Source organism: Bradyrhizobium sp. USDA 4504, from assembly GCF_054063995.1.
Map to the genome: position 1 here is coordinate 6,226,492 of NZ_JBSSGV010000001.1, position 22,509 is coordinate 6,249,000.

24 protein-coding genes are annotated in these 22,509 nt (G+C 63.8%); 8 read left to right on the plus strand and 16 right to left on the minus strand.

What is annotated here, in order from left to right:
- Positions 1–29: 29 nt before the first annotated feature.
- The 3 genes from ACVMB1_RS29370 (at position 30) to ACVMB1_RS29380 (ending at position 2,458) form a co-directional block, all read left to right on the plus strand.
- Entirely contained in the window at positions 30–629 is a 600-nt protein-coding gene (locus tag ACVMB1_RS29370) for a TMEM175 family protein (RefSeq protein ID WP_076827331.1), read from the plus strand.
- A gap of 40 nt (positions 630–669) precedes the next feature.
- Entirely contained in the window at positions 670–1,524 is an 855-nt protein-coding gene (locus tag ACVMB1_RS29375; RefSeq protein ID WP_057017696.1) for an alpha/beta fold hydrolase, read from the plus strand.
- Positions 1,525–1,687: 163 nt separating this feature from the next.
- Complete coding sequence (locus tag ACVMB1_RS29380; protein ID WP_076827323.1) at positions 1,688–2,458, plus strand: SDR family oxidoreductase; 771 nt, start codon at positions 1,688–1,690, stop codon at positions 2,456–2,458.
- Positions 2,459–2,489: 31 nt separating this feature from the next.
- Here ACVMB1_RS29380 and ACVMB1_RS29385 read toward each other — a convergent pair whose 3' ends face one another.
- The 3 genes from ACVMB1_RS29385 to ACVMB1_RS29395 all read right to left on the minus strand — a co-directional run bounded on the left by ACVMB1_RS29385 (position 2,490) and on the right by ACVMB1_RS29395 (position 4,755).
- A complete protein-coding gene (locus ACVMB1_RS29385) occupies positions 2,490–2,993 on the minus strand; it encodes an SRPBCC family protein (protein ID WP_225646597.1) in 504 nt (167 codons plus the stop codon).
- Positions 2,990–3,316, minus strand: a complete 327-nt coding sequence (locus ACVMB1_RS29390) for an ArsR/SmtB family transcription factor (RefSeq protein WP_141340053.1) — start codon at positions 3,314–3,316, stop codon at positions 2,990–2,992. Before ACVMB1_RS29390 ends, ACVMB1_RS29385 begins: the two co-directional genes overlap by 4 nt.
- Positions 3,317–3,453: 137 nt before the next feature.
- Entirely contained in the window at positions 3,454–4,755 is a 1,302-nt protein-coding gene (locus ACVMB1_RS29395; RefSeq protein WP_076827321.1) for a PQQ-dependent sugar dehydrogenase, read from the minus strand.
- Between the two features lie 459 nt (positions 4,756–5,214).
- Here ACVMB1_RS29395 and ACVMB1_RS29400 point away from each other — a divergent pair, with 459 nt between their 5' ends.
- On the plus strand, positions 5,215–5,502 hold the full coding sequence (locus tag ACVMB1_RS29400) for a hypothetical protein (RefSeq protein WP_075969423.1): 288 nt from the start codon (positions 5,215–5,217) through the stop codon (positions 5,500–5,502).
- Positions 5,503–5,613: 111 nt separating this feature from the next.
- On the opposite strand, the gene ACVMB1_RS29405 is transcribed toward ACVMB1_RS29400, so the two are convergent.
- The 3 genes from ACVMB1_RS29405 to ACVMB1_RS29415 all read right to left on the minus strand — a co-directional run bounded on the left by ACVMB1_RS29405 (position 5,614) and on the right by ACVMB1_RS29415 (position 8,535).
- A complete protein-coding gene (locus tag ACVMB1_RS29405) occupies positions 5,614–6,882 on the minus strand; it encodes a serine hydrolase domain-containing protein (RefSeq protein ID WP_076827317.1) in 1,269 nt (422 codons plus the stop codon).
- A gap of 67 nt (positions 6,883–6,949) precedes the next feature.
- Complete coding sequence (gene glf, locus ACVMB1_RS29410) at positions 6,950–8,158, minus strand: UDP-galactopyranose mutase (RefSeq protein ID WP_076827315.1); 1,209 nt, start codon at positions 8,156–8,158, stop codon at positions 6,950–6,952.
- 128 nt (positions 8,159–8,286) lie between these two features.
- Positions 8,287–8,535, minus strand: coding sequence for a hypothetical protein (locus ACVMB1_RS29415; protein ID WP_456849404.1), 249 nt, complete (start codon positions 8,533–8,535; stop codon positions 8,287–8,289).
- Between ACVMB1_RS29415 and ACVMB1_RS29420 the strand changes: the two genes are divergently transcribed.
- Together ACVMB1_RS29420 and ACVMB1_RS29425 are read left to right on the plus strand one after the other, a co-directional pair.
- A complete protein-coding gene (locus ACVMB1_RS29420) occupies positions 8,534–9,589 on the plus strand; it encodes a hypothetical protein (protein ID WP_456849407.1) in 1,056 nt (351 codons plus the stop codon). The genes ACVMB1_RS29415 and ACVMB1_RS29420 overlap by 2 nt on opposite strands.
- 73 nt (positions 9,590–9,662) lie before the next feature.
- Complete coding sequence (locus ACVMB1_RS29425; protein ID WP_076827311.1) at positions 9,663–10,817, plus strand: caspase family protein; 1,155 nt, start codon at positions 9,663–9,665, stop codon at positions 10,815–10,817.
- Positions 10,818–10,858: 41 nt separating this feature from the next.
- Here ACVMB1_RS29425 and ACVMB1_RS29430 read toward each other — a convergent pair whose 3' ends face one another.
- The 5 genes from ACVMB1_RS29430 to ACVMB1_RS29450 form a co-directional block, all read right to left on the minus strand.
- Positions 10,859–11,422, minus strand: a complete 564-nt coding sequence (locus tag ACVMB1_RS29430; protein ID WP_076827309.1) for a DUF488 domain-containing protein — start codon at positions 11,420–11,422, stop codon at positions 10,859–10,861.
- Complete coding sequence (locus ACVMB1_RS29435; protein WP_057017689.1) at positions 11,415–11,624, minus strand: hypervirulence associated TUDOR domain-containing protein; 210 nt, start codon at positions 11,622–11,624, stop codon at positions 11,415–11,417. Before ACVMB1_RS29435 ends, ACVMB1_RS29430 begins: the two co-directional genes overlap by 8 nt.
- A 318-nt stretch (positions 11,625–11,942) precedes the next feature.
- Positions 11,943–12,554: a DUF502 domain-containing protein gene (locus tag ACVMB1_RS29440; RefSeq protein ID WP_076827307.1), complete on the minus strand. Its 612-nt coding sequence runs from the start codon at positions 12,552–12,554 to the stop codon at positions 11,943–11,945.
- Between the two features lie 232 nt (positions 12,555–12,786).
- Complete coding sequence (locus ACVMB1_RS29445; RefSeq protein ID WP_283805964.1) at positions 12,787–13,104, minus strand: HdeA/HdeB family chaperone; 318 nt, start codon at positions 13,102–13,104, stop codon at positions 12,787–12,789.
- 89 nt (positions 13,105–13,193) lie between these two features.
- Positions 13,194–14,618, minus strand: coding sequence for an MltF family protein (locus ACVMB1_RS29450; protein ID WP_310885540.1), 1,425 nt, complete (start codon positions 14,616–14,618; stop codon positions 13,194–13,196).
- Here ACVMB1_RS29450 and ACVMB1_RS29455 point away from each other — a divergent pair.
- On the plus strand, positions 14,617–14,790 hold the full coding sequence (locus ACVMB1_RS29455; protein ID WP_168857739.1) for a hypothetical protein: 174 nt from the start codon (positions 14,617–14,619) through the stop codon (positions 14,788–14,790). The two genes, ACVMB1_RS29450 and ACVMB1_RS29455, sit on opposite strands and share 2 nt — an antisense overlap.
- On the opposite strand, the gene ACVMB1_RS29460 is transcribed toward ACVMB1_RS29455, so the two are convergent.
- The 5 genes from ACVMB1_RS29460 to ACVMB1_RS29480 form a co-directional block, all read right to left on the minus strand.
- Complete coding sequence (locus ACVMB1_RS29460) at positions 14,791–16,095, minus strand: DUF3300 domain-containing protein (protein WP_233475662.1); 1,305 nt, start codon at positions 16,093–16,095, stop codon at positions 14,791–14,793.
- A gap of 96 nt (positions 16,096–16,191) precedes the next feature.
- A complete protein-coding gene (locus ACVMB1_RS29465) occupies positions 16,192–17,205 on the minus strand; it encodes an HAD family hydrolase (RefSeq protein ID WP_076827303.1) in 1,014 nt (337 codons plus the stop codon).
- A gap of 74 nt (positions 17,206–17,279) precedes the next feature.
- The gene (locus ACVMB1_RS29470) at positions 17,280–18,986 is read right to left on the minus strand and encodes an arylsulfatase (protein ID WP_200844473.1); all 1,707 of its coding nucleotides are present in this window, start codon (positions 18,984–18,986) and stop codon (positions 17,280–17,282) included.
- On the minus strand, positions 18,986–19,960 hold the full coding sequence (locus tag ACVMB1_RS29475; RefSeq protein ID WP_141342794.1) for a formylglycine-generating enzyme family protein: 975 nt from the start codon (positions 19,958–19,960) through the stop codon (positions 18,986–18,988). Before ACVMB1_RS29475 ends, ACVMB1_RS29470 begins: the two co-directional genes overlap by 1 nt.
- 190 nt (positions 19,961–20,150) lie before the next feature.
- Positions 20,151–20,396: a hypothetical protein gene (locus ACVMB1_RS29480; RefSeq protein WP_229192917.1), complete on the minus strand. Its 246-nt coding sequence runs from the start codon at positions 20,394–20,396 to the stop codon at positions 20,151–20,153.
- Positions 20,397–20,668: 272 nt separating this feature from the next.
- Here ACVMB1_RS29480 and ACVMB1_RS29485 point away from each other — a divergent pair, with 272 nt between their 5' ends.
- Complete coding sequence (locus ACVMB1_RS29485) at positions 20,669–22,456, plus strand: tetratricopeptide repeat protein (protein WP_246786640.1); 1,788 nt, start codon at positions 20,669–20,671, stop codon at positions 22,454–22,456.
- Positions 22,457–22,509: the final 53 nt, after the last annotated feature.

Sequence of the window (22,509 nt, forward strand, 5' to 3'; positions counted from 1 at the left end):
TTCCCACGATTCCGGACAGGAGAGCTGCCATGCAGGAGAAACGTCTCTCGGCCGACCGGCTCGGCGCGTTTTCCGATGCGGTGATCGCCGTCATCATCACGGTGATGGTGCTGGAGCTGAAGGCGCCGGAGGGCTCGCGGTTCGCCGACCTGCTGCCGCTGTGGCCGACCGCGATCAGCTACGCCGCGAGCTATCTGTTCATCGCGGTGATCTGGGTCAATCATCACCATCTGCTGCATCTGGTGCGGCAGCCGACGCCGCGGTTGATCTGGCTGAACTTCGTGCATCTGTTCGCGGTTTCACTGCTGCCGTTTGCCACCGCATGGGTCGCGCGATCGCACATGGCCGCCGCGCCGGTGGTGGTCTATGCAGTCATCTTCCTGCTGATCGATCTCGCCTATCTCGCCTTCGAGCGCACGGTGCTGACGCAGGCAGACCAGAGCCTGATCTCCGAGCGCGTGCGGACATGGACGCAGCGCCGCACCTTGCTCGCCGTGCTGGTGTTCGCGGCCGGCACCGCCATCGCCCCGTTCATGCCGCTGCTGGGCTTTGCCACCGTGTGCTGCGCCCTGCTGCTCTATCTGCGTCCCGAAGCGATCAGCGGGCTCGCGAAGCAAATCAAATCCTAAGTCCCGGAACTCACCAACGCACGATCACAAGGAGTGACAGATGTCCCAGGTCAAATACCGCATTGCCGATGTCGACGGCTTTAACATCTTCTATCGCGAAGCCGGTTCGCCCGGCGCGCCAAAGCTGCTGCTGCTGCACGGCTTCCCGAGCGCCGGCCACATGTTCCGCGATCTGATCCCGCAGCTCGCGGACAAATTCCACATCGTGGCGCCGGATTTGCCCGGCTTCGGCCAGTCGGACATGCCGCCGCGCGACAAGTTCAACTACACTTTCGACAGCATCGCCGGCGTCATCGATCGCTTTACCGAGGTGATCGGCTTCGATCGCTTCGCGGTCTATGTGTTCGATTATGGCGCGCCGACCGGCTTCCGCCTGGCGGTCAAGCATCCGGAGCGGATCACGGCGATCATCTCCCAGAACGGCAACGCCTATCAGGAAGGCCTCAGCGACGGCTGGACGCCGATCAAGGCCTATTGGCAGGATCCCTCGCCGGCGAACCGCGACGCCTTGCGTGCGTTCCTGACGCCGGAGACCACGCGCTGGCAGTACACCCACGGCACATCAGATCCGCAAACGGTGTCGCCGGACGGCCAGAACCTCGACAACTACTACATGGCGCGGCCCGGCGCGCACGACGTGCAGCTCGATCTGTTCGGCGACTACAAGAGCAACGTCGCGCTCTACCCCACCTTCCAGACTTACTTCCGCACCCACCAGCCGCCGTTCCTCGCGGTGTGGGGCAAGAACGATCCGTTCTTCCTGCCGCCGGGCGCCGAGGCGTTCAAGCGCGACAATCCGAAGGCGGTCGTCAAATTTTTCGACACCGGCCACTTTGCGCTGGAAACGCACGCCGCCGAGATCGCGCAGGCTATCCGCGAGTTCCTGAACCGCTGACTCAAGGATGTCGGCACCCACAACTCTATCCGCGTCTTTGCGAGCGAAGCGAAGCAATCCATAGCTCCGCACAACGGAAGGATGGATTGCTTCGTCGCTGTCGCTCCTCGCAATGACGGGCTCACATCCACTCAGTCGCGCCGACCACTGCAAGGAAGTACACATGACTACATCCGTCGCCATCGTGACCGGCGCCAGCTCCGGCATCGGACGTGCCGCCGCGCTGCGGCTCGCGCGGGATTTTTCCGCCATCGTCCTCGTCGCGCGCAGCGGCGAGAGGCTGCGCGAGGCCGCTCAGGAGATCGAAAGACGCGGCAGCACGCCGCTGGCGCTCGAGCTCGATCTCGCCGCGCCTGATGCCGCTGATGAAATCGTCAAGGCCACGCTGGATCGCTTCGGCCGCATCGACGCGCTGGTCAATGTCGCAGGCTCAGTGCCCGGGCTCGATCTGTTCGAGCTGACCGACCAGCAATGGGACGCCGGCCTCGCGCTCAAGTTTCACGGCGCGAGGCGGCTGACGATCCGCGCCTGGGACGCGCTGAAAGCGTCGCAAGGCGCTGTCATCTTCACGTCAGGCAATGCCGCCGTGCTACCCCGCGCCGGCGCCGCCGCGGTGGGCACGATCAACGCCGCGATCGAGGCACTTGCAAAAGCCTTCGCCGAGCGCGGCATCGACGACGGCGTGCAGGTGAACTGCGTGTCCCCGGGCGCCGTGATGACCGGCCGACGCCTCGCGATGCTGGAGAAGATCGCAGCGGCAAGGCAGCTCGATGTCGACGCGGCCAAGGCCGGCTTCCTCAGGCAGGCCGGCATCAGGCGGTTCGGCACGCCGGAGGAGATCGCCGACCTCGTCGCCTATGCCGTGTCGCCGCCGGCGCGCTGGATGACCGGCACCGTGCTGCGCATCGATGGCGGCGAGATCAGGACTGTCTGACATCGCCGCGCTATTGCCGATCCGCGCGCGGTCATGCTTTCGGCCCCTGCGCGGCGCGTGCCGCGAACATCGCGAGCAGCCGGCCCCAATCGCCTTCGGTATCAAAGATGCGGCGCATCTCGGCGGCGCGGGCGCCGTAACGGTCGAGCTTGCGGTGCTCGAGCTCGACGCGGGTGGCGTCCTTGCCGTCGGCAATGAAGCGCACCTCGATCTCGGTCTTCAGGTTCGGATCGTATTGCCAGTCCGCGGTGATATCCCACGACAGCACGAGGCGCGACGGGGGCTCCCAGAGCAGCACGCTGCCCCAGTCGCAGGTACTGCCGTCGTCGCCGCGTTCGTACCAGCGGCCGCCGACGCGCGGCTCCATGATTGCATCGACCGCATTGGTCTTGCCGATTTTGTAATGCGCGAGCGGCCACCACGTGCCCATCTGCTCGGTGAAGACCCGCCAGGCCACCGCCGGCGGCGCCTCGACATTCATCACCTTGCGGACGCTGTAGGGATCGTAATTGTCGGAGGTCGCTTGCATCGTCATCGGGATCTCCTCTCTTTGGCGGCTTCGCGTTCGGCCGCTTGCTTGAAGGCGGTCAGTGTCTTGTCCCAGAATCCGTCGAGCCAGCCGCGCAGGCTCTCCAACCCGCGGGTGTCGATGGCATAGAGCCGCCGCGTGCCTTCGATCCGCACCACGGCAAGGCCGGCGTCCTTCAGCACCCGAAGATGCTGCGACACTGCCGGACGGCTCACCTTGAGGCCGTCGGCGATCTCCTGCACCGATCGATTGCCCTCACGCAGCCGCTTGAACACCAGGCGGCGGGTCGGGTCTCCCAGCGCGTCGAGCGCGCGTTCGGCGCTGATCATGATCGTGTCGTCCGTTGTTGGATTTAACGTAAGTCTACACTTACGGTAAGTCAAGGCTAACGCTCTGTTCCAAATGAAACGGCGCGGCTCCGATCGAAGCCGCGCCGTTCAAATCGTCTTGCCGCAAGTGCAGGCGCTTACGCCGCCGTCACGCGCCAGATCACGTTGCCGACGTCGTCGGCCACCAGCAGCGAGCCGTCGGGGCCGAGCGCGACGCCCACCGGGCGGCCGTACGACACCTTCTCGTCGGGCGCGAGGAAGCCCGAAAGGATGTCGCGCGGCGGCCCCGCGGGACGGCCGTCCGCGAACGGCACGAACACCACCTTGTAGCCTGACAGCGTCGAGCGATTCCACGAGCCGTGCTGGCCGATCACCATGCCGTCGGGAAAACCCGGCAGCGTGCCCTGCGGCATCCAGCACAGGCCGAGCGAGGCGGTGTGGCCGCCGAGCGCGTAGTCCGGCTGGATCGCCTTGGCGACCATCGCCGGATCCTGTGGCACGCGATCGTCGACCGTCTTGCCCCAGTAGCAATAAGGCCAGCCGTAGAAGCCGCCGTCGCGTACCGAGGTCAGATAGTCCGGCGGCGTCTCGTCACCGAGGCCGTCGCGCTCATTGACGACGGTCCACAGCACATTGGTGCTCGGCTCCCACGCGATGCCCACCGGATTGCGCAGGCCGCCGGCGAAGATGCGGCTGGTGCCACCTGCGAGATCGAGCTCGTAGATCGCGGCGCGGCCTTCCTCGACCGCAAAACCGTTCTCGGCGATGTTGCTGAGCGAACCGACGCCGGCATAAAGCTTCTTGCCGTCGGCGCTCGGCAGCAGGCTGCGCGTCCAGTGCCCGTCGGGCTTGAAGCTGACGAGCTTGCGTCCCGGCGCGGTGATGCGATCGGCGCCCGCAGTGTAGGGAAAAGCCACGACGCCGTCGGTGTTGCCGACATAGAAGGTGTCGCCGACCAGCGCCATGCCGAACGGCTGGCTCAATCCTTCCATGAAGGCGCCGCGACTTTCGGCGACGCCGTCGCCGTCACGGTCGCGCAGCAGCGTGATGCGATTGGCGCTGACGCCGAGCGCCGCGGCGCGCCGCATCGTCGCCTGCATCGCGTAGTGGAAGACGCTGCGCGGCTTTCCTGCGATCTGCGTCGCCTCCGCGATCAGCACATCGCCATTGGGCAGCACATTGATCCAGCGCGGATGATCGAGCCCGGCGGCAAAGGCGTTGACCTTGAGCCCGGGCGCGGCGACCGGCTTCTGGTCGTTGTCCCAGCCCAGCGCCGTCGGCATCTTGAGCGTCGGGATCGCGCCCTGGGGTTTGGCCTGCGGGATCTCTGGCGCGCTACCCCAGGCGGGCGCGGGCTGCGCGCCCTGCATCCGCCGCCACGCCAGGGCGCCGGCCCCGATCGCCGCGACGACGCGGGCAAAAACTCCAGACGTGCTCATGAAACTTCCCCTGTAATTGCGCAGTGTTAGCGCGCCTTGTCATTCCCTTGCCGACCGGCCGCGGCCCGCAGCAGCATTCGCATAATGCCGGCCCTGATGACAGTAGTTATACGATCTTCGCAGCCGCGCACGAATCGGGGAGACTGGCTGCACGCTCCCTTGTCAGGGCGCTTTCCTCCCTGAGACCTTGCCCGCCGCAGTGGCGGGCTTCCTTTTACGAACCGCCCCGGCTTTTCGAGGCGCCGCTCGCGCATCCGCCGTTATAGCCATAGAAGCATAACGGGCCGGCGACGGATGCATCCTGCCGGGCAGAGCCCGGCAGTGCCCTCCCGGAACACAAGCCCCTTCACAAGAACCTGACCCCACGCTCGCGCAGATTTGCCCTTGCGAGATGCATGGCAGATCAGGAACGCCGCTCCATGGCGGTCGTTGGTCGGGACACCAGCAAGGAGAGTGTGAATGCAACGAAAGACCAAGATATTGTCCCTCGCCGCGGCGTCCCTGATCGCAACAACGGCAGGCGCGTTCGCACAAGGCTACTATCCTTATGGGAACCCTGGTCCGAGATATTACGGCGGCCCCCGCTATCAGGCCGTGCAGCCTGACGTGATGTACTCTCCAGCGGAGCCGGGCTGGTACGGTTCGTTCAACGGCACCAACCACCCGACGCCGAGCTCGACCCAGGGTGACGTGGGTCCTGAAGGGAACAACAACGGTACGCTGACCGGCGTCTACAGGCGCTGGTAGCCACGCAAAATTTAAGGTCCGTCGCTCACTTGAGCGACGGACCTTTTTGCTGTTCCACGTTCCACGTATGCAAAACGTGGGAACGTGAGGTTCGACTTTCCTGCTGAGGTGTTACTTCACCATCGCGCCGTAGACGATGTCCTGCACATTCTCGCGATAATATTTGCGCAGCTCGCCCGGCGCTGCGGTTCCCACAACGACGACAAGGCGCTCCTTCGGATCGCAGAAGAACTGGGTGCCATAAGCGCCGTTCCAGGTGAACTCGCCGGGATTGCCCGGCACCGACGACAGCCCCTCGCTGGTCCGCACCGCGACCGACAGCCCGAAACCGAATCCGCCGCGATGCGGTTCGACCGCCGCGACGTTGTTCTTGATCTCGGGCCCGAGATGGTTCGACGTCATGTGATGCACCGTCTTGGGGCTGAGGATGCGCATGCCGTCGAGCTCGCCGCCATTGAGCAGCATCTGCCCGAAGCGCAGATAGTCGCCGACGGTCGCGAACGAGCAGCCGCCGCCGCAATCGAACCTGGTCGGCGTATCGAGCAGCTTGATGGCTTGCGGCTTGCCCGTGAGCGGATCGTTGGGGAACGGACGCGCCAGCCGCGCGCGCTGCGCCTCGGCCGGGTGGAACGTCGCATCCTTCATGCCGAGCGGCTTCCAAACATTGGCCGCGAGATATTCGCCAAGCCGCTGGCCTGAGACCTTCTCGACCACGGCGCCGAGCACGTCGATCGAGAAGCCGTACTCGAACTCGGTGCCGGGCTGATGCACCAGAGGCAGCTGGGTGATGCGGTCGATGAAGGCCTGGGTATCGCCCTCGACCGCCGGCGCGGTGCCGTCGGGATAGAGCCGCGCCAGTGCGCTCGAGCTGTCGGGCCGGCCGCCATACATCAGGCCGGAGGTGTGGCGATAGAGATCGTGGATGAAGATCGGCTGCGCCTGCGGCTCCATCTTCAGCGAGCCGTCGGCCTGCTGCACGCCGACCTTCATGTCGGCGAACGCCGGATAGAACTCGGCGACTTTGGCCTGCAGCGGCAGCTTGCCCTGCTCCATCAGCGTCAGTCCTGCAACCGCCGCCATCGGCTTGGTCATCGACGCCAGCGCGAACACCGCATCGATCGGCATCGGCGTGCCCCTCACCGGATCGAGCTGACCATACGCCTTGTAATGCACGAGCTTGCCGTCGCGCGCGATCGCCACCACGGCGCCGGGCACGCGCTTGGCCGCGATCTCGCGCGCGAAGAAGTCGTCGAGCCGCACCAGCCCCCGCTCCGAGAAACCGGCCTGGTGCGCCGACGTTTCCGGAAGCGGCGCGGCGTGGGCGATGCTGACAGCAAGGCTAGTGGCGGCGGCAGCCGCGGCAATAACGGTTTTTCTCATTGTTTCCTCACCGGGGACCGCGGGCGATTTGTTATGGCGTTCGTTGCCCGCAGCTCGCAGGATTAGATCACGCCGGCAAGGGCGACAAGACTTCGCGGCGCGCGGCCGCGTCACGCCGGTGCATGCCTTGCTGCGCGAAGAACGGCTCGACCTCGAGCTCGAACGTCTTCAGTGCCGCGCCGATCGCCTGGTGCATGTCGAGATATTTGTAGGAGCCGAGCCGGCCGCCGAAAATGACATTCGGCCGCGACGCCGTCATGGCGTGATAGGAGGCGAGCATGGCGCGGTCGGCGGCGGTGTTGATCGGATAATACGGCTCGTCGCTCCGGCCCGCGAAGCGGGAATATTCGCGATAGATCGTCGTCCGGCCTTGCGCATGCGCGCGCTCCGGATGCAGATGCCTGAACTCGTGGACGCGGGTGTACGGCACCTCGGCGTCGGCATAGTTGATGACCGCGGCGCCCTGGTAGTCGGCGACGTCGTGCACCTCGCGCGCGAAGTCGACGGTGCGCCAGCCGAGATGGCCGCAGGCATAGCCGAAGAAGCGGTCGATCGGACCGGTATAGACCACGAGCTGCCGCGGATTGATGCGGTCGGCGACGTCGAAATAGTCGACGCCGAGGTGGCCCGCGATCCTGGGATGATCGAGCATCCGGCGAAAGATCGCGATGTAGCCGTCTGCCGGCATGCCCTCATAGCGATCGGCGAAGTAGCGATCGTCGAACGTGAAGCGGACCGGCAGGCGGCCGATGATGTCGGCCGAAAGCTCACGCGGATCGGTCTGCCACTGCTTCTGCGTATAGCCGCGGATCAAGAGATCGTAGAGCGTGCGGCCGACCGAGGCGATTGCCTTGTCCTCGAGATTGCCGATCCCCGCGGCGCCGTGCGCGGCCGCCTCCGCCGCGATCACGACGCGGGCCTCGTCCGGCGTCATGGCGCGCCCGAACGCCGCGCACACGGTCGCAAGGTTGATCGGCATCGAATAGACGCGGCCCTTCGCCACCGTGAAGACGCGGTGACGGTAGCCGGTGAACTCGGTGAAGCGGTGCAGATAGCGCCAGACGGTCTCGGAATTGGTGTGGAAGATATGCGTGCCGTAGCGATGCACCTCGACGCCGCTGTCGGGGTCGAGCTCCGAATAGGCGTTGCCGCCGATATGCGGACGGCGGTCGAGCACGCAGACGGAGCGGCCGAGCCTGCTCGCCACCTGCTCGGCGATCACAGCGCCGAAGAAGCCCGCCCCCACCACGACGACGTCGAAGCCATCAAGCTGCATGCGCTCTCGCCCTCATGTCGGATCGCGACGGCGCCCGACGCAGCTTCAACGTGACGACACGGCCGTTTCCGGCGAAATAAATCCGCCCATCAGGATAATTCCGAGCCCGGAACGGCCGGCTCGGCCGTTCAACTGACAGCAAGCAAGGCGACGGAAATGCCCGCGCGAGCAGCAACACCATCAAGCGCGGAGGTCCCATGTCCGTGATCTGCGTCCTGTACTCCAGCAACACCACCTATGATTCGCTGCGCGGCATCCTGGCGATGGCCGCCGCCGAGTTCGACCGGCTCGGGCACGAGGTCAGGATGCTCGATCTGCTGGCGCCGGATTTCTCGGCCCGGCTCAACGCCCTGCTGCCCGCGGCGTGCCGAGACCATGGCGCTCGGCTTCTCCGGCATTGGGCTCGATATCCATACCAAGGACGGCAGGCTGTTCTGGGACGTCGCCCAGATTCCCGTCTTCACCTGGTTCTGCGATCATCCCTGCTATTTCGCCATGCGTCACGGGCTCGAGAGCCGCTACACCGCGCATGGCTACGTGTTTCCGGACCATGCCGCATTCAACCGCGATCATCTGGGGGCCAACGGCGCCGTGTTCGCGACTCATATGGGCATTCCCGATCCCGGCTTCTTCGGCGGCCTGCCGCCCGAGCAGCGCAACGGCCGGCTGATCTTCGCCAAGTCCGGCTGGAATCCGCTGGCGCTCGAGCGCGGCTGGCGCAAGATGATGCCGCCAAAGCTGTTCGCGCTGCTGTTCGACGTGATCGCCGAGGCGCGCGGCAAGACCTGCGGCGCATTTCCGAAGATCATCGTCGACGTCGCCGAGCAGCACCTGGTTTATCTGAAGCCCGGCGGCGACCTGTTCAACGTGATCCTGACCCGGCTCGACAACTACACACGAGGCGTGCGCACCCGCGAGGTGGGTGCGGTGCTCGCCGACTATCCGGTCGACTTCATCGGCGGCGGCTGGAGCGATCTCGACGTCAGCGGGCGTCCGGCCCGCGTGCTCGGCGCGATGACCTTCGATGCGATGCGCGAAGGCCTCGGGAGTTACCTCGCCGCGGTCTCGCTCAATCCCAATATCGACCTGTCGGTGCATGACCGGGTGTTCTTCGCGCTCGGCGCCGGCACCGTGCCGGTGTTCGACGCCAACCGCTTCTCGGCCGCGGAGATGCCGCATCTCGCCCGCTTCAGCTTCGGCCAGGACACGACCAGCATCGCCGCCGCCGTCGAGGCCGTGCTGGCCGATCCCTCAGCAGCGCAGGCGGCGGCCGCGACCACCTTGCGCGAGCTTTATCCGCGCTTCTCGATGCAGCGGTCGGTGCAGGACATCCACGAAATCACGATGTCGATCGCGGGCGCCGCCGGCGCCAGCTTGTTGCCGGCTGAACCGGTGCCGGCCGGCGTCTGGACGCTGAAGCAGGCGGCCTGATCGCGCGCCATTTCCGTGGCCGCGTCGCGCCCGCTACGCTACCATGCACCCGTCACCTCCGATCGGGACCAGCATGAATCGCCGCGCGTTTGTCTCGGGACTGGCCGTTGCCGCTGCGCTTGCAGGCTTCGCCGCGCCGGCTGCGGCCGACGGCAGGCGGGTGGCGCTGGTGATCGGCAACGGCGCCTACAAGAGCGTGCCGGCGCTGTCCAATCCGCCGAATGATGCCGGCGATATCGCAGCCGCGCTGCAGCGCCTCGGCTTTGCCGTAACGCTCATCACCAATGCCGGCTTCGACGAGATGCGGCGCGGACTGATCGCCTTCGGTCGCAATGCCGCCAGCGCCGACATGGCGGCGGTGTACTTCGCCGGCCATGGCATGGAGATCAACGGCGACAACTGGCTGATCCCGGTCGATGCCGAGCTGAAGCGCGATACCGACGCCGCCAATGAAGCGATCAGCCTGCAAAGAGTGATGCTGCAGGTCGCCAACACCGCAAGCCTCGGCCTCGTCATCCTCGATGCTTGCCGCAACAATCCGTTCGCGGCGAAGATGAGCCGCTCGCTCGCCACCCGCGCCGCCGCTGGCAGCGGACTCGGCCGCATCGAGCCGGTCGGCAATATGCTGGTCGCCTATGCCGCACGCGACGGCACCATTGCGCTCGACGGCGACGGCCGCAACAGCCCGTTCGCCGCGGCGCTGCTCCACAACATCGAGACGCCGGGCGTCGAGGTCACCTTCATGTTCCGCAACGTCCGGGACGATGTGATGGAGGCGACGCGCAACGCGCAGCAGCCGTTTGTGTACGGCTCGCTGTCACGCAAGGCGATCTATCTCGCGGCCGCGCCGCCGGCCGACGCCGCCGCCACGAAACAGGCGAACGCTGCGCCGGCAGCCGCCGCATTGTCAGCGCCATCGGCGACAGCAGCCGGCGCGATCGATCCCGCGCTGGTCGGCACCTGGGAGATCATGGTGCCGGGTGGCCGCGGCCAGTCGCGCTGGATCTGGAAGATCATGGCCGACGGCACCTATCAATTCCACGCCGAGCCCTCCCGCGCCGCGCGTCCGCACGAAGGCGCCGTCAGCTTCGCCTACGGCCGCTGGACGCTGCATGCGCTGAGAGGACTGAGGAACTACAGCGACGGCGGCTCCTACGAGATCCGCGACGCCATTGCCGTGATCACCGGCAAGCTCGGCACCGGCTATTGGAAACGCAGTGTGGAGTGAGTGGGCGCGGCGCGACGGTGCAGCCGCAAGCCTCACTCCTTTCATAAATCCAGTTCACCCGTAGCCGGATAGACCACCGTGCCGTCGCCCTGGACGACGGCGCCTTCGGTAAGACGGGCGGGCTCGAGGCGCCCCTCCCCCATGATGTGGAGGACGGTCTCGCCGGACGCGATGAGGTAGTCGGCGACGATGCGGCGGTGGCAGCGCCACCACACGGCTTCCGAGCACATCATCGCACAGCGTTGCCGGCGCCCCTCGTCGCGCAGATGCTGGAGCGCCGCATGAAACTGCGGCGACAGCGCATAGTCGGCGTAGTTGTGAAAACTCTCGTTGCTCCAGAACCCGTTGACGGACGGCGCCACGCTTCGCGCCTTGCCGCGGAGCCCGCCGAGATCGGCCAGATGCTCATACGAGATGCCCGCGGCCTTAAGCGGCTTGGGCAGCGTATCCTTGTTGAACTGCGGATTGGTTCGCGACCGCGGCACCGTTCGGATGTCAACGATACGCTCGATCGTGGCCGCGCCGAGGAGAGCGATGAAATCCTCGAGGCTGCGGGTGGAATGACCGATCGTGAAGAACGGAAGCGCCACGTCTTTGCTAGGCATGATGCAGCGCGCTGCCCTTGTGGGCCGCGACATGATCGGTCTTGTCGCTCTTGATCTCGTACTGCGGATCGGCCTCCGAGGCGCGGTGGGTGTGCCCCTTGTAGTCGAAATCGCTGATGTGGACCGCGATGATGGTGCCCGAGACGCGGCCGGCCTCGGAATTCCAGCTGACGTGATCGCCGACCTTGAATTTCCTGGCCATCGTTGCAGGCTCCTTCAGACGCGAAATTGATCGTACGATACGCCGCCAATCGACGGCACGGGACTAAAAAAGCCCGCCGGAGCAAACGAGCTCACAGCCGGCCAAGTTCCTGCCTCGCGTTGCGGGTTCAAGCGCAAATTGATGGTCTGGTTGCGGCATCCCGGAAGCTTGCCGCCGCCGTCCGGAATTCGATAGCGGGATTGATCGACGAAGCGATACCGGCAACGGATGCAGCAAGTTACAAGTTATATGGCTCAACGCGCAAGCCTGACAGAAAGCTCGGTCAGATTCCCTCGTCACTTACGTGGATCCGCGGAATCAAGTTGCTGCCCTGCTCAGATCTTCTCCTTTGAGGGCCGCCGCAGATCCAATGCCGACATTGGTCACGATTGCCCTCGCCTGCAACATCGACATGCTCAGAGGACGAATGCGATCGACCGAGCAATATCTGACAATGCCGACCAACGGCGTCGGCGCCTGCGGGACGAAGACAGCCACCCAGTCGTTCTCGAGTGTCTCGAGGAGATATCCGAGCTGCCAGCCACCCTCGACGTTCACCAGCACTGGCTTGAACTCATCGCTGGCGCCTTCGGCCTGAGCAAGGCCTTGAGCCATACTCTTCACCATCTGGTACTGCGGAAGGCTGCCAAGAAATGATTTTTCGACCCACGCGCTAATCCGAGAGCCGGCTTTGGTTCGCGCGACGATGCCGGCGAGGAACGACACCAGGATCAATAAAGCCACTGCCACGACTGTAACAATTCCAATGCCTGCGACCTTTCCGATCTGGTCGAAATGAAGGGCATGAGACACCGGAAGCGCGGCCTTCACCGCCAGACGCATCGCGTGGCTGAGAATCGCCAGTACAAGAGCGACGGGCAGGAGAAACAGTGCGCCTCCGATTAAAGTCGTTTTCAAAAACTCCTTCATTGCCACGGCCTCTCCATTTGCACACGCCGTTTGAAACCGGGCCTTTCGCCAACAGCCGAAAGAACTCGCCCGGATCTACAAGAACGGCCATGGCCACCGGGCGTCAACAGACCGCCCACGTCGCCACAACCATCGCGTCCCGATGCGGATCATTGCGATGCTTGGCGAGTGAACGGGCAGTGCAGCGAGACATCCCGGTCTCGCCACACCGGTTGCCTCGGGGAGCCGCCGATCATTTTTCGTTCTTGAAGAGAACGTCGATGGCCTGGATCACCTTGAGTTCCGGGTGGGCCTTGCAATACACAATGACTTCGTGCTCGCCGGATTTGGTCCGCGTAATATGGGCAAAATGCTTCTTCGCGAGGCCGTTGTACCAGCCACTGTACCAAATCGCGAGAAAGTCGGCGTCCTCCTGATAAGTGTTGGCGAGTTGCGCGCAGGTCAAAGCCTGAACATCAATGAACCCTTTCGAGTCCATGTAGGTCGAGAGCGGGACCTGGGCATGAACAGAAGCAATCGAGATGACGAGCGCGCCAAGGCTGAGCCCAATCTGGTTCACGATGGATTTGCGTTTCACGATCTAGTCTCCTCTTGATTTTGGTTCGCCACCCAAGCCAGCGAACACTTTGAACAAACCGATCATTTCTGCGATGGGTCGGCCGTTGCGCTCGCCGGAGCGGGGGAACGAAGCGACTCATAGGAGATGTAGTACTTGTAGATCTTGCCGACGTACTGAACCGTCTCCTGCCCGACGATCGCAGCCGCGCCGTTCTCGACATTGTCGAACCAGACGGTCGAGTCGAAGCCGTGCTTGCTCGCATAGTCCCGGAAACGCTTCAGGTTTCCCGGGCCTGCATTATACGCCGCCAGGGCCATGAACACGCGCTCGCGCGGATCGGTGACCGAAGCGTCGACATAGGTATCCGCCAGGTAGCGCAGGTATTTGGAGCCGGCGTGGATATTGGTGTCGGCACTGGCCGCGACGCCGGTGATCTCGATCGGCTTCCCCTTCGCGGTACTGGGCTTGATCTGCATGATGCCGGTGGCGCCGGAGGCATTGTGGCAGGCCTGGTCGAGCTCTGACTCCTGATAGCCCTGTGCAGCGAGCAGGACGGGGTCGATGGAGTATTGCACCCCGTACTTTTCGAAAGATCCGCGCAGCGCCTTGAACTTCTCCGCCTCGGCGTGCGCGAGGGCGTTCTTCAGCGGCTTCGCCGTCTTGAAATAGCGTGCACGCAGGTCGTTGCCGAATTCAGTTCCGATTTTGTGAGTACTGACGAATTCAGCGAGCTCCTTCCTGAGCGCTGGACTGTCCTTGCGGATCGCCCAGGCGATGTCGCCGCCTTCGTTGATCGCAATATCGTCGCGCACCGTCAGCCCGTTCAGGAGGCCCGCCCACGCCTGCGCCTTGAAGCGGTCGACGACGGCCCAGGGCAACAGGCCGGTGCTCACCATCTCCAGCAAGTCCTCGTCCTCGAGGGTCTTGTCGGCTGGCCTGACGACGATGCGTTCCAGCCCCTTGGCTGCCCGGTCCGCATTGAGCGCGTTCAGGTGCTCGAAATAGCTGCTGGCTTCCCGGACGAAAATCGTCTTTCCACCGAGCTCGTTCAGCGAGCCGATGCTCGGCGCCGCAGATCCCGTCACGAGCACTTCGCGAACGCCGGATGCCCAAGGATCAGCGAAGTCAACCAACTTGCTCCGATCCGGCGTGACCGTGAGCAGGCCGGCGGCGATATCGCCCTTTCCGGCGATCAAGTCACCCAGCAGTCTGTCGCGCCTGGTGGGGACGAAGCCGACATAGATCCTCTGCTTCTTCTTGCCGTACCGCTTGTTCAGCCAGCTTTCGAACTCGGCGCCGAGCTCGGCTTCGAAGCCGAGTGTCTCGCCCTTGTCGATGAAGAACGATGTCCTGTCGGTCGGCACGAGGATGCGCACGAGTTTGCGCTTCAGCATGCCATCGAAGTCGCCCTCCCAGACCTTCAGGGACGGCAGCGCCAGAACCTGTGGATCGGCCCTGGCGGATTTTTCTGCCACGACGACGGCGGCGGCGGTTGCGAAGGCCATGGCGAACATCCTGGAACTTGCGCAGGTCGATGAAAAATTCATGATCCAACCCAATCATTTGAAACGTGCCGCTGAAATCTGCCTGGACGTTACCTTTCTTCGTGGAAGCTGTATTGTAATTTTGCCGCAACCTGGGCTAGCAGATGTCGACGCGCGAGCCCAGGCGCGCTGATCAGCGCCGCCGGCCACCGCCATGGAAACCGCCCCCTCCCCGGAAGCCACCACCTCCGCGGAAACCGCCCACGCGGCCGCCTCCGTGGAAGCCGCCGGCCCGCATGCCGCCGCGGATCGCGGCCGGCCGGCCGCCTGCGTGAACACGTCCGCTGACGCGCGAGCGCGTGACGCTCCTGTGCGAGACCGCAGCGCGATTACCCGCGCGCGTATGGGCGCGGGTGACGTTACGGCTGCTGGCCCGGCGGGATACGCTTGCACCGCGATTGCCGGCGCGTTGCGAGACCGCGGTCCTGGCCCGGCCGGCACCCGCATTCGAGATCCTGCCGCCGGGACCACCGGTGCGATTGCGCAGCGCCTCGCGCGCGGCGGGGGTATTGCCACTGCCGAACCGCCTCGCCACGCCGGCATCGCGATAGGCGACACCGCCGCGATGCGCCGGATTGTGGGCCCAATTGGTGTTTCTGATGTTGGTGCGGTTGAACTGGTTATATCGGTTGACGTTGACGTAGACGTTGCGGCCCCACCAGTTGCAGCCGCCCCAGATCGCAGCGCCGACGGCCACGCTGGCGGTGAAGCCGATCACGCCCGCGGCGACATAGCCTGGCGGAGACCAATAGAACGGCTGGTAGTCGGGATAATCCCAGGCCCCGTAGACGACACCGGGATCGTAGACCGGGACGTAATACTGGTCGGGATCGACCGGCTCGATCGAGATCGCCTGCTGCATGCCGGAGGGCGCGGTCACACCGGCAGGAGGCGCGCTCTTTATCACCTTTTGCTGCGGCGTCGACTTGAGATTGCCCGCGGCCTCCGCGCGCTGGCGCAAGGTCTGCACGGCGCTCATCACGTCCTGCTCCTGCGCGAGGAAGGCATCGCCAAGCTGCTGGGTCCAGTCGAGCTTGTCGTTCATCATCTGAAGAACCTGCGGCACCGCCGCGAGGGCCTTGACGCTCGGATCCCACGACTGCTTCTGCATGGCGTCTTCGAGCGCCTTGCCGGTGACGGTCTTGTTGTCTTGCGACCAGCGCGCCGCCTCGACGACTTCCAACGGATAGGTCGATGCCATCAGGATCTGCGACAGCAGCGCGTCCGGGTAGAGCGCGATCGGCGCGACCAGTTGCTCGATCTGTCCGTTCGGAAGCTTGGTGGCTGTCGGGGCCGGCGCCGGCGCGGCAGCCTGGTCCTGGGCCGGCTTCTGGTCCGCGGGTGTCTGCGCGTATGCCGGGCCTCCGAGCATCAAGCCAACCGCCAGCGCCGCGTTCGCAATGGTGAGCCGGCGCAATCCTGGAAGAAGTCGTGTCATGATGCCTCCTCGTTCTTCGTCTCGCTTGCATCACCGGCGGCGCCGGCGTGCTCCGCGGCGCCGGGCGTCAGCGATGCCTACGCAATCGTTCGGCCTCTATTCAAAGCGGAACATGCGTTTCCAGTCGTCCTTCATGCTGACCACGATCCAGCCATTGGAGTTCGCTGCGTCGAGCGCCTTGTCGAGTTTGCCGAATGAGGACTTCCGATCGTATGCATATTCCCGTTCGGCATCGGTGTGATGCACGATCAGGCCGAAGCGTTTCCCCGATGATTGCGTCGCCCATTGCAGCATCTGGAAGTCGCCGTCCGAATTGCCGAAGGCCGCGATCGGCCGGCGGCCGATATGCGAGTTGATGCCGACCGGCTTGCCGGGTCCGTCGTCGACGAGATCGATCGCCGGCAGCCGGATCAGTGTCGGTTTCCCCTTGTCGATCTCGAACTTCGTCTTGATGCTCGATCCGACGACCTGCTCCGGCGGGATGCCATAGGCCCGCTCGCTCCATGGCCGCATGAACTCGATGCCGCCGCCCGAGACAATGAAGGTCTTGAAGCCATTGGCCCGCAGACAGGCGAGCAGTTCCAGCATCGGCTGGTAGACGAGATCGGTATAAGGCCGGTTGAACTTCGGGTGACGCGCCGACTTGATCCAGTCGCCGGCGATCTGCGCGAACTCGGCCGTTGTCATGCCGGCATGGGTCGCCATGACCAGTTCGACCAGGCCCTTCTCGCCGGCCTTGGCCAGCGCTGCGATGTCGTTGTCGAGAACCGCCCTGAACGGCTGCTTCTGCTTCCACTCCGGATGTTTGGGGGCGAGGGCCTTCACCCGGTCGAGCGCAAACGCAAGCTGCACATACATCGGCTGCTCGCACCACAGCGTGCCGTCATTGTCGAATGTCGCGATGCGTTCCGGCGCCGGCACGAAATCCGGCGCTCCTTCCTTGGTCACCGCGGCGACGAAGTCCAGGATCGACTGCTTCGCCCGGCCGTCATTCCAGGAAGGAAGAGGATCACTCTGCGCGCGTGCGATACGGCCGGAGACCGACAGCGTGGCCGCCGACACCAGCAGACCGGCCAGGATCGTACGGCGGTCAACCAAGCTTCCGTTCACGAATCTCCGTCCTCCACTTCAGCCGTTCAGAGAGGAACGACCCCCGAGAGTGGGGGCCGCTCCATTTGCATCGATCAGTTGCCTGTGGGCAAGCCAATCTGGAAGCCGTCCTTGGCGAGTTGATCCCTGAAGAACGCGAAGCGCTCATACTGCTGGATGGTGATCGGTCCCGCGTAGGTCTCGCTCTGAATCTTCCGTGGCGGATACTTCACATAGGTCTGCATCAGATCCTTGATCGCGGCATTGATCGAAACCAAGGACCAGGTGTGCTCCGTGTAGTTGTTCATGAAGATGTCGTAGCGCTCCTGCGGGTCCTGCCAGAGATCGAAGACCTGCGGAACGGTCGCCACGTAGGACTCCGGTCCCTTCCAACCGAGGTTGCTGTCTACCGCGAGGCCGCCGGTCTTTGCGCCATTGTCGCCGCGCAGATTGAACACCGCTTTGTAGTTGCCGACACGGGCTGCGCCAGGCGAGAGCTCGGATTCCGTGAAATAGAACCAGTTCTTGCGCTCGGACTTGCCGGTTCCGAACAGGATCGGCGACATGTCGATGCTGTCGAAGATGATCGGCTTACCCTCGCGATCGTTCTCCGGCAGCTTCACGCCGGCGAGCTTTGCGAAGGTTGCCATGTAATCGAGGCCGCCGACGATGTCGGAATTCTTCGTGCCGGCCTTGATGCCTGGGCCCCATGCAAGGGACGGGACGCGGTTGCCGCCCTCGCGAACCGTGCCCTTGGTGCCGCGGAACGGTGTGTAGCCGGCGTCCGGATAGACGTCCTGCCAGGCGCCGTTGTCCGTCGTCCAGAACACATAGGTGTTCTTGTCGAGGCCGAGGGACCGCACCTTGTCCATGATACGGCCGATACGCGTGTCGTTCTCGACCACGGAGTCGGCATACTTGCTCTTGGACATCGACTTGCCCTGGAATTCGGGCGCCGGCATGTTGGGCTGGTGCACCTTCATGAAGTTGATGCTCATGAAGAACGGGCCCGATGACTTGTTGCGGTCCAGATACTCGAGCGAGGCCTTCTCGACGTAGTCGTCGAAGAAGGGAATGCCGACCACGCCCTTGTCCGGCGTGTTGACGTACTGGCCGTTGATCTTGAAATCTTCCTTCGCCGGCTGCCCGGCATTTCCGGAAAGTGCGCCTTTGGTGACCTTCTCGAACATCGCCCTCAATTCGGGGTCCATGTCGGGAAACCAGGTCGGATCGGCGTAGGTGTACGCATTGAGATGATAAAGGCCGGCATACTTCATCTCGTCGTAGCCTTGCGCGCTCGGCAACGCATAGTCGGCCTCGCCAAGGTGCCATTTGCCCGTGAAGAACGTTTTGTAACCGCCGGTCTTCAAAACCGAGGCAAGCGTCCATTCCGCCGCCGGCATGCCGCCGCCCTGGCCCTGGAACGCGACGGTCGTCATGCCGCTGCGATTTGGAATTCGGCCGGTTTGCACCGCGGCACGTCCAGGCGTGCAGCTCGGCTGCGCATAGAAGGACATGAATTGCAGTCCTTCATTCGCGAGACGATCGATGTTCGGGGTTGGCATGCCGCGATTTTCGCCGCCGCCATAGGGCCCGGAGTCACCATAACCGAAATCATCCGACAGGATCAGGATGATGTTCGGCTTTGCGCCGCCGGCCGCGCTCGAGGGTTGCGTGGTCCCTTGCGCCTGGGCGGTCTCGATGGGCGCCATCGCCGAGAAGGCGGCGATGGTGGCGAGCGAACTCGAGGCCGCGAGCAGGTTGCGGCGGCTGAAGGTGTCTGTCGTTGTCTTCTCAGTCATCACTTTCTCCCTGAACGTGTAATGCAGCGAAATCCGAGATGGCTGGTCGACGTATCGATCGGCTCGGCATGGCGCGCCGCCGGTCGATAGCGCCGGCAATAGTTCGGCGCGCAGAGATGCGAGCCGCCCTTGATCACCTTGCGCGGTATCCTGCTAAGCGGCAGCGACGGATCGTGGCTGTCATGCTCGCAGCCGCCCCGCGGGTTCTGGGGAATGCAGCAGGCCTTCTTTGCATCGGCGCGGTGTTTCGGAGCCCACCAGTCGCTGGTCCACTCCCAGACATTGCCGATCATGTCGAACACGCCATAGCCGTTCGGCGGATAGGTCATCACCGGCGAGGTGCGCGCATGGCCGTCCTCGCACCGGTTCTCGAACGGAAAGTGACCTTGCCACGTATTGGCTTGATGCACGCCGCCCGGCACGAATTCATCGCCCCAGGCATACTCGGCGCCATCGAGGCCGCCGCGCGCAGCAAACTCCCATTCCGCTTCCGTCGGCAAATCCTTGCCGGCCCATCGCGCATAGGCGAGTGCGTCAGCATGGGTGACATGCACCACGGGATGGTCGTCCAGCGACTTGATGTTGCTTTTCGGGCCATAGGGATGGCGCCAATTCGCGCCCTTGAGCAGCGTCCACCATTGGCTGTAGTCGCGCAGATCGACCGGATAATCCGGGGGCGTGAAGACGAGCGAGCCGGCGAAGATCAAATGCGGCAGCGCATCCGGATAGTCCTTGGGGTCCGGAGCGACCTCGGCGAAGGTGACGTGGCCGGTGGCACGCACGAACTGCTTGAATTGCCGGTTCGTCACTGGAGTGCGGTCCATCCAGAACCCGTCGACGCTCACCATGTGGGACGGCGCTTCTTCCGGATAATGCCGATCCGATCCCATGCGAAACGTGCCGCCGGGAATGAAGACGCTGTCTGACGCGCCGGTTTCGTCCACGTTCGCGATCGGTCTCTCGGCAATATTCAAGAAGGTTGCCTCCAGTTACTCGTTGCGGCCGATTGCGTGCTTGGTCGGTTCGGCGGCCTCGCTGCGCAGGTTCTGTGTGACTGACCGATCGCAGCACGCAGCATGCCCGCGGCAAGCACGCTTGATATCGAAAGGTTGACGAGAATCGTATTTTTCACGCACTGCTCCAGTTATGCGAACGCCCCCTCGATCACGGCCGGTTCAGATGAACCAGAGCCTCGGCTTCCAGTTCGGCAACGAGCCGTTCGTAATCCGCGGCCTTCCGACTTCCTTCGCGGTCTCCTTGCTTTGCCGCTTGTTGCCAACGACGAAGCGCTTTCACAGCTTCGTCATAATCTGCGCAAATCGCTCTAAACTGCGCGTCGCGATTGAAGCAGCGCCGAATGTCAAGTTCGCGCAGCGGAAAGCGGGTCACAATCGCGCGGAACTCCTCCATGATGAACTCGCTTGTGGCCAACGTGACCTTTGCTGCTGGTTCATCGAGGCTTCAAGGTACGAACATGTTCGTACACGGCGCGACGCTCGTTGAGCGCGCCGTCTCAGGCGCGACGGCTTCAAGGCCGATGCGACCAGCTGTCGCTGCAGTCGGGAACTCGTTGTTCCGACGATTGAAAGCTGTCGCGTCAGCGCCGGCTGCTTGCTTCGCTTACGAGTTGCAACATGTACTGAGAAAGCCTACCGTCAACCGACGATTGGGGTTGCCGGTTGATGCCTGATGTACCCTTCGCTCACGATGCCGTCAGCGGCTCATCCGATATCCCGCGTTGTGATGATTCCGCGGTGCCGCCGGCGCATGTAGCGAAAGAGCTGGACCGCATCCTCTCGAGTCCGCATTTCCAGGCGAGCGAACGGCGGCAAGCTTTCCTTCGTTTCATTGTCGACGAGACGCTTGCAGGCCGCGCTGATAGCCTGAAGGGCTACACAATTGCCTTGGCCGTGTTTCGGCGCGACGACTCTTTCGATCCCCAGGCTGACCCTGTCGTCCGTCTTGAAGCTCGACGATTGCGCCGCGACCTCGATAGCTACTACGTGGATTCGGGCCGCGATGATCCGGTACGCATCACAATTCCAAAAGGCTCCTATGTGCCCCATTTTGAGTGGCACAAAATGCATACTGCCGACGCTCCATCTCGCGAGCCTGCTCTTGAACTGCACGATGATTCGACAACTGCTGCTGCTACACGTGCGAATTGGACGACCAAGCCTGGCATCAGGCGCTATGGGCCCGTCGCTGCCGCGCTGGCAGCCGGCGTGGTGGCTTGGATATGGCTTGCAGCAAGACCGCCTCCGTCCCCAATGACGCCACGCGAACCCGCGGTCCTCGTGATGTCATTCACGCCACTGACTCCCGGGGAGAACACGCGGCTCTTCGCCATCGGCATGGGACAGGAACTGACCAGCAACCTGTTTCGCTTCGGAGGATTCCGGCTCTACACGTCGCCGTCGAATGCGCTCTCCGCAAAAGGCGACGAGGCGCCCCAACCTGGTCGTCCTCTCGGTGCTTCCTATGTCGTCCGTGGAAGCGTTCAAACGAGCGCCGAAGAGGTGCAAGTCACAACGACTGTCTTCAACGCCGAGAACGACGAGATCGTATGGATGCGGACATATGCTCGACCGTTCGATCCTCAGTCGCTCATGAATGTCCAGCGCGAGCTCGCAAGCGAGATCGCAACCGTCGTCGGCCAATCCTACGGCGTGGTTAGAAACGACATTCGCGCGGATCCACCGAGGAATATGGAAAGCTATCTCTGCGTCCTGCGCGCTCAGGCCTATCGCAGCACTTTCCGGCGCGTCGACTTCGATCCGGCCATGCAGTGTCTTCAGCAAACCGTTCAGCGGGATCCGCAGTATAGCGATTCATGGGCCATGCTTGGATGGCTGCATCTCGACGCCGGACGGTTGGGCTATTCAGCCGACGGCAATCCGCAAACGGAGTATGACAAGGCCCTTGAGGCAACGTCGCGCGCCATCGCCCTGCAGCCGAACAGTCCCCTGGCGCTGAAGGCCCTGGCTGCGGCCTACCATTTCACGGGACGTTACGCCGATAGTGATCGCATCAGCCATCTGGCGATCGACCTCAACCCCAACGATCCCGACATTCTTGCCCAATTCGGCTGGCGTCTCGCCATCCGCGGGAACTTCTCGGAAGGCGTGCCGATGCTCAAGCGCGCGATCGAGCGCACGTTGCATCCGCCAGCCTGGTATCTTCATTTCATCGCGGTCGACCTTTACTTGAAGGGTGAATACAAGCAGATGCTCGACGTGGCCGAGACGGCATCGTTGCGCGATTCCGGATTCAGCCAACTGTTGATTGCGATAGCGAATACAGAGCTGGGGCGCCGCGATGCGACCCAAACGGCCTTGAAAGGAATGTCGCGGTACAAAGCGTTGGCCGATGATCCGGCCGGCTTCTTGCGCCGCAACGGAGCGGCGGATCAGGTTGTCGACACTCTCGTGGCCGGATTGCGCAAGGCCCAGGCTCTCGTCGCAAGCTGACCTTCCCTGCCGTTTCGGCGCCGTTCAGCCGCCATCTTCGGCTTTCGACGGCC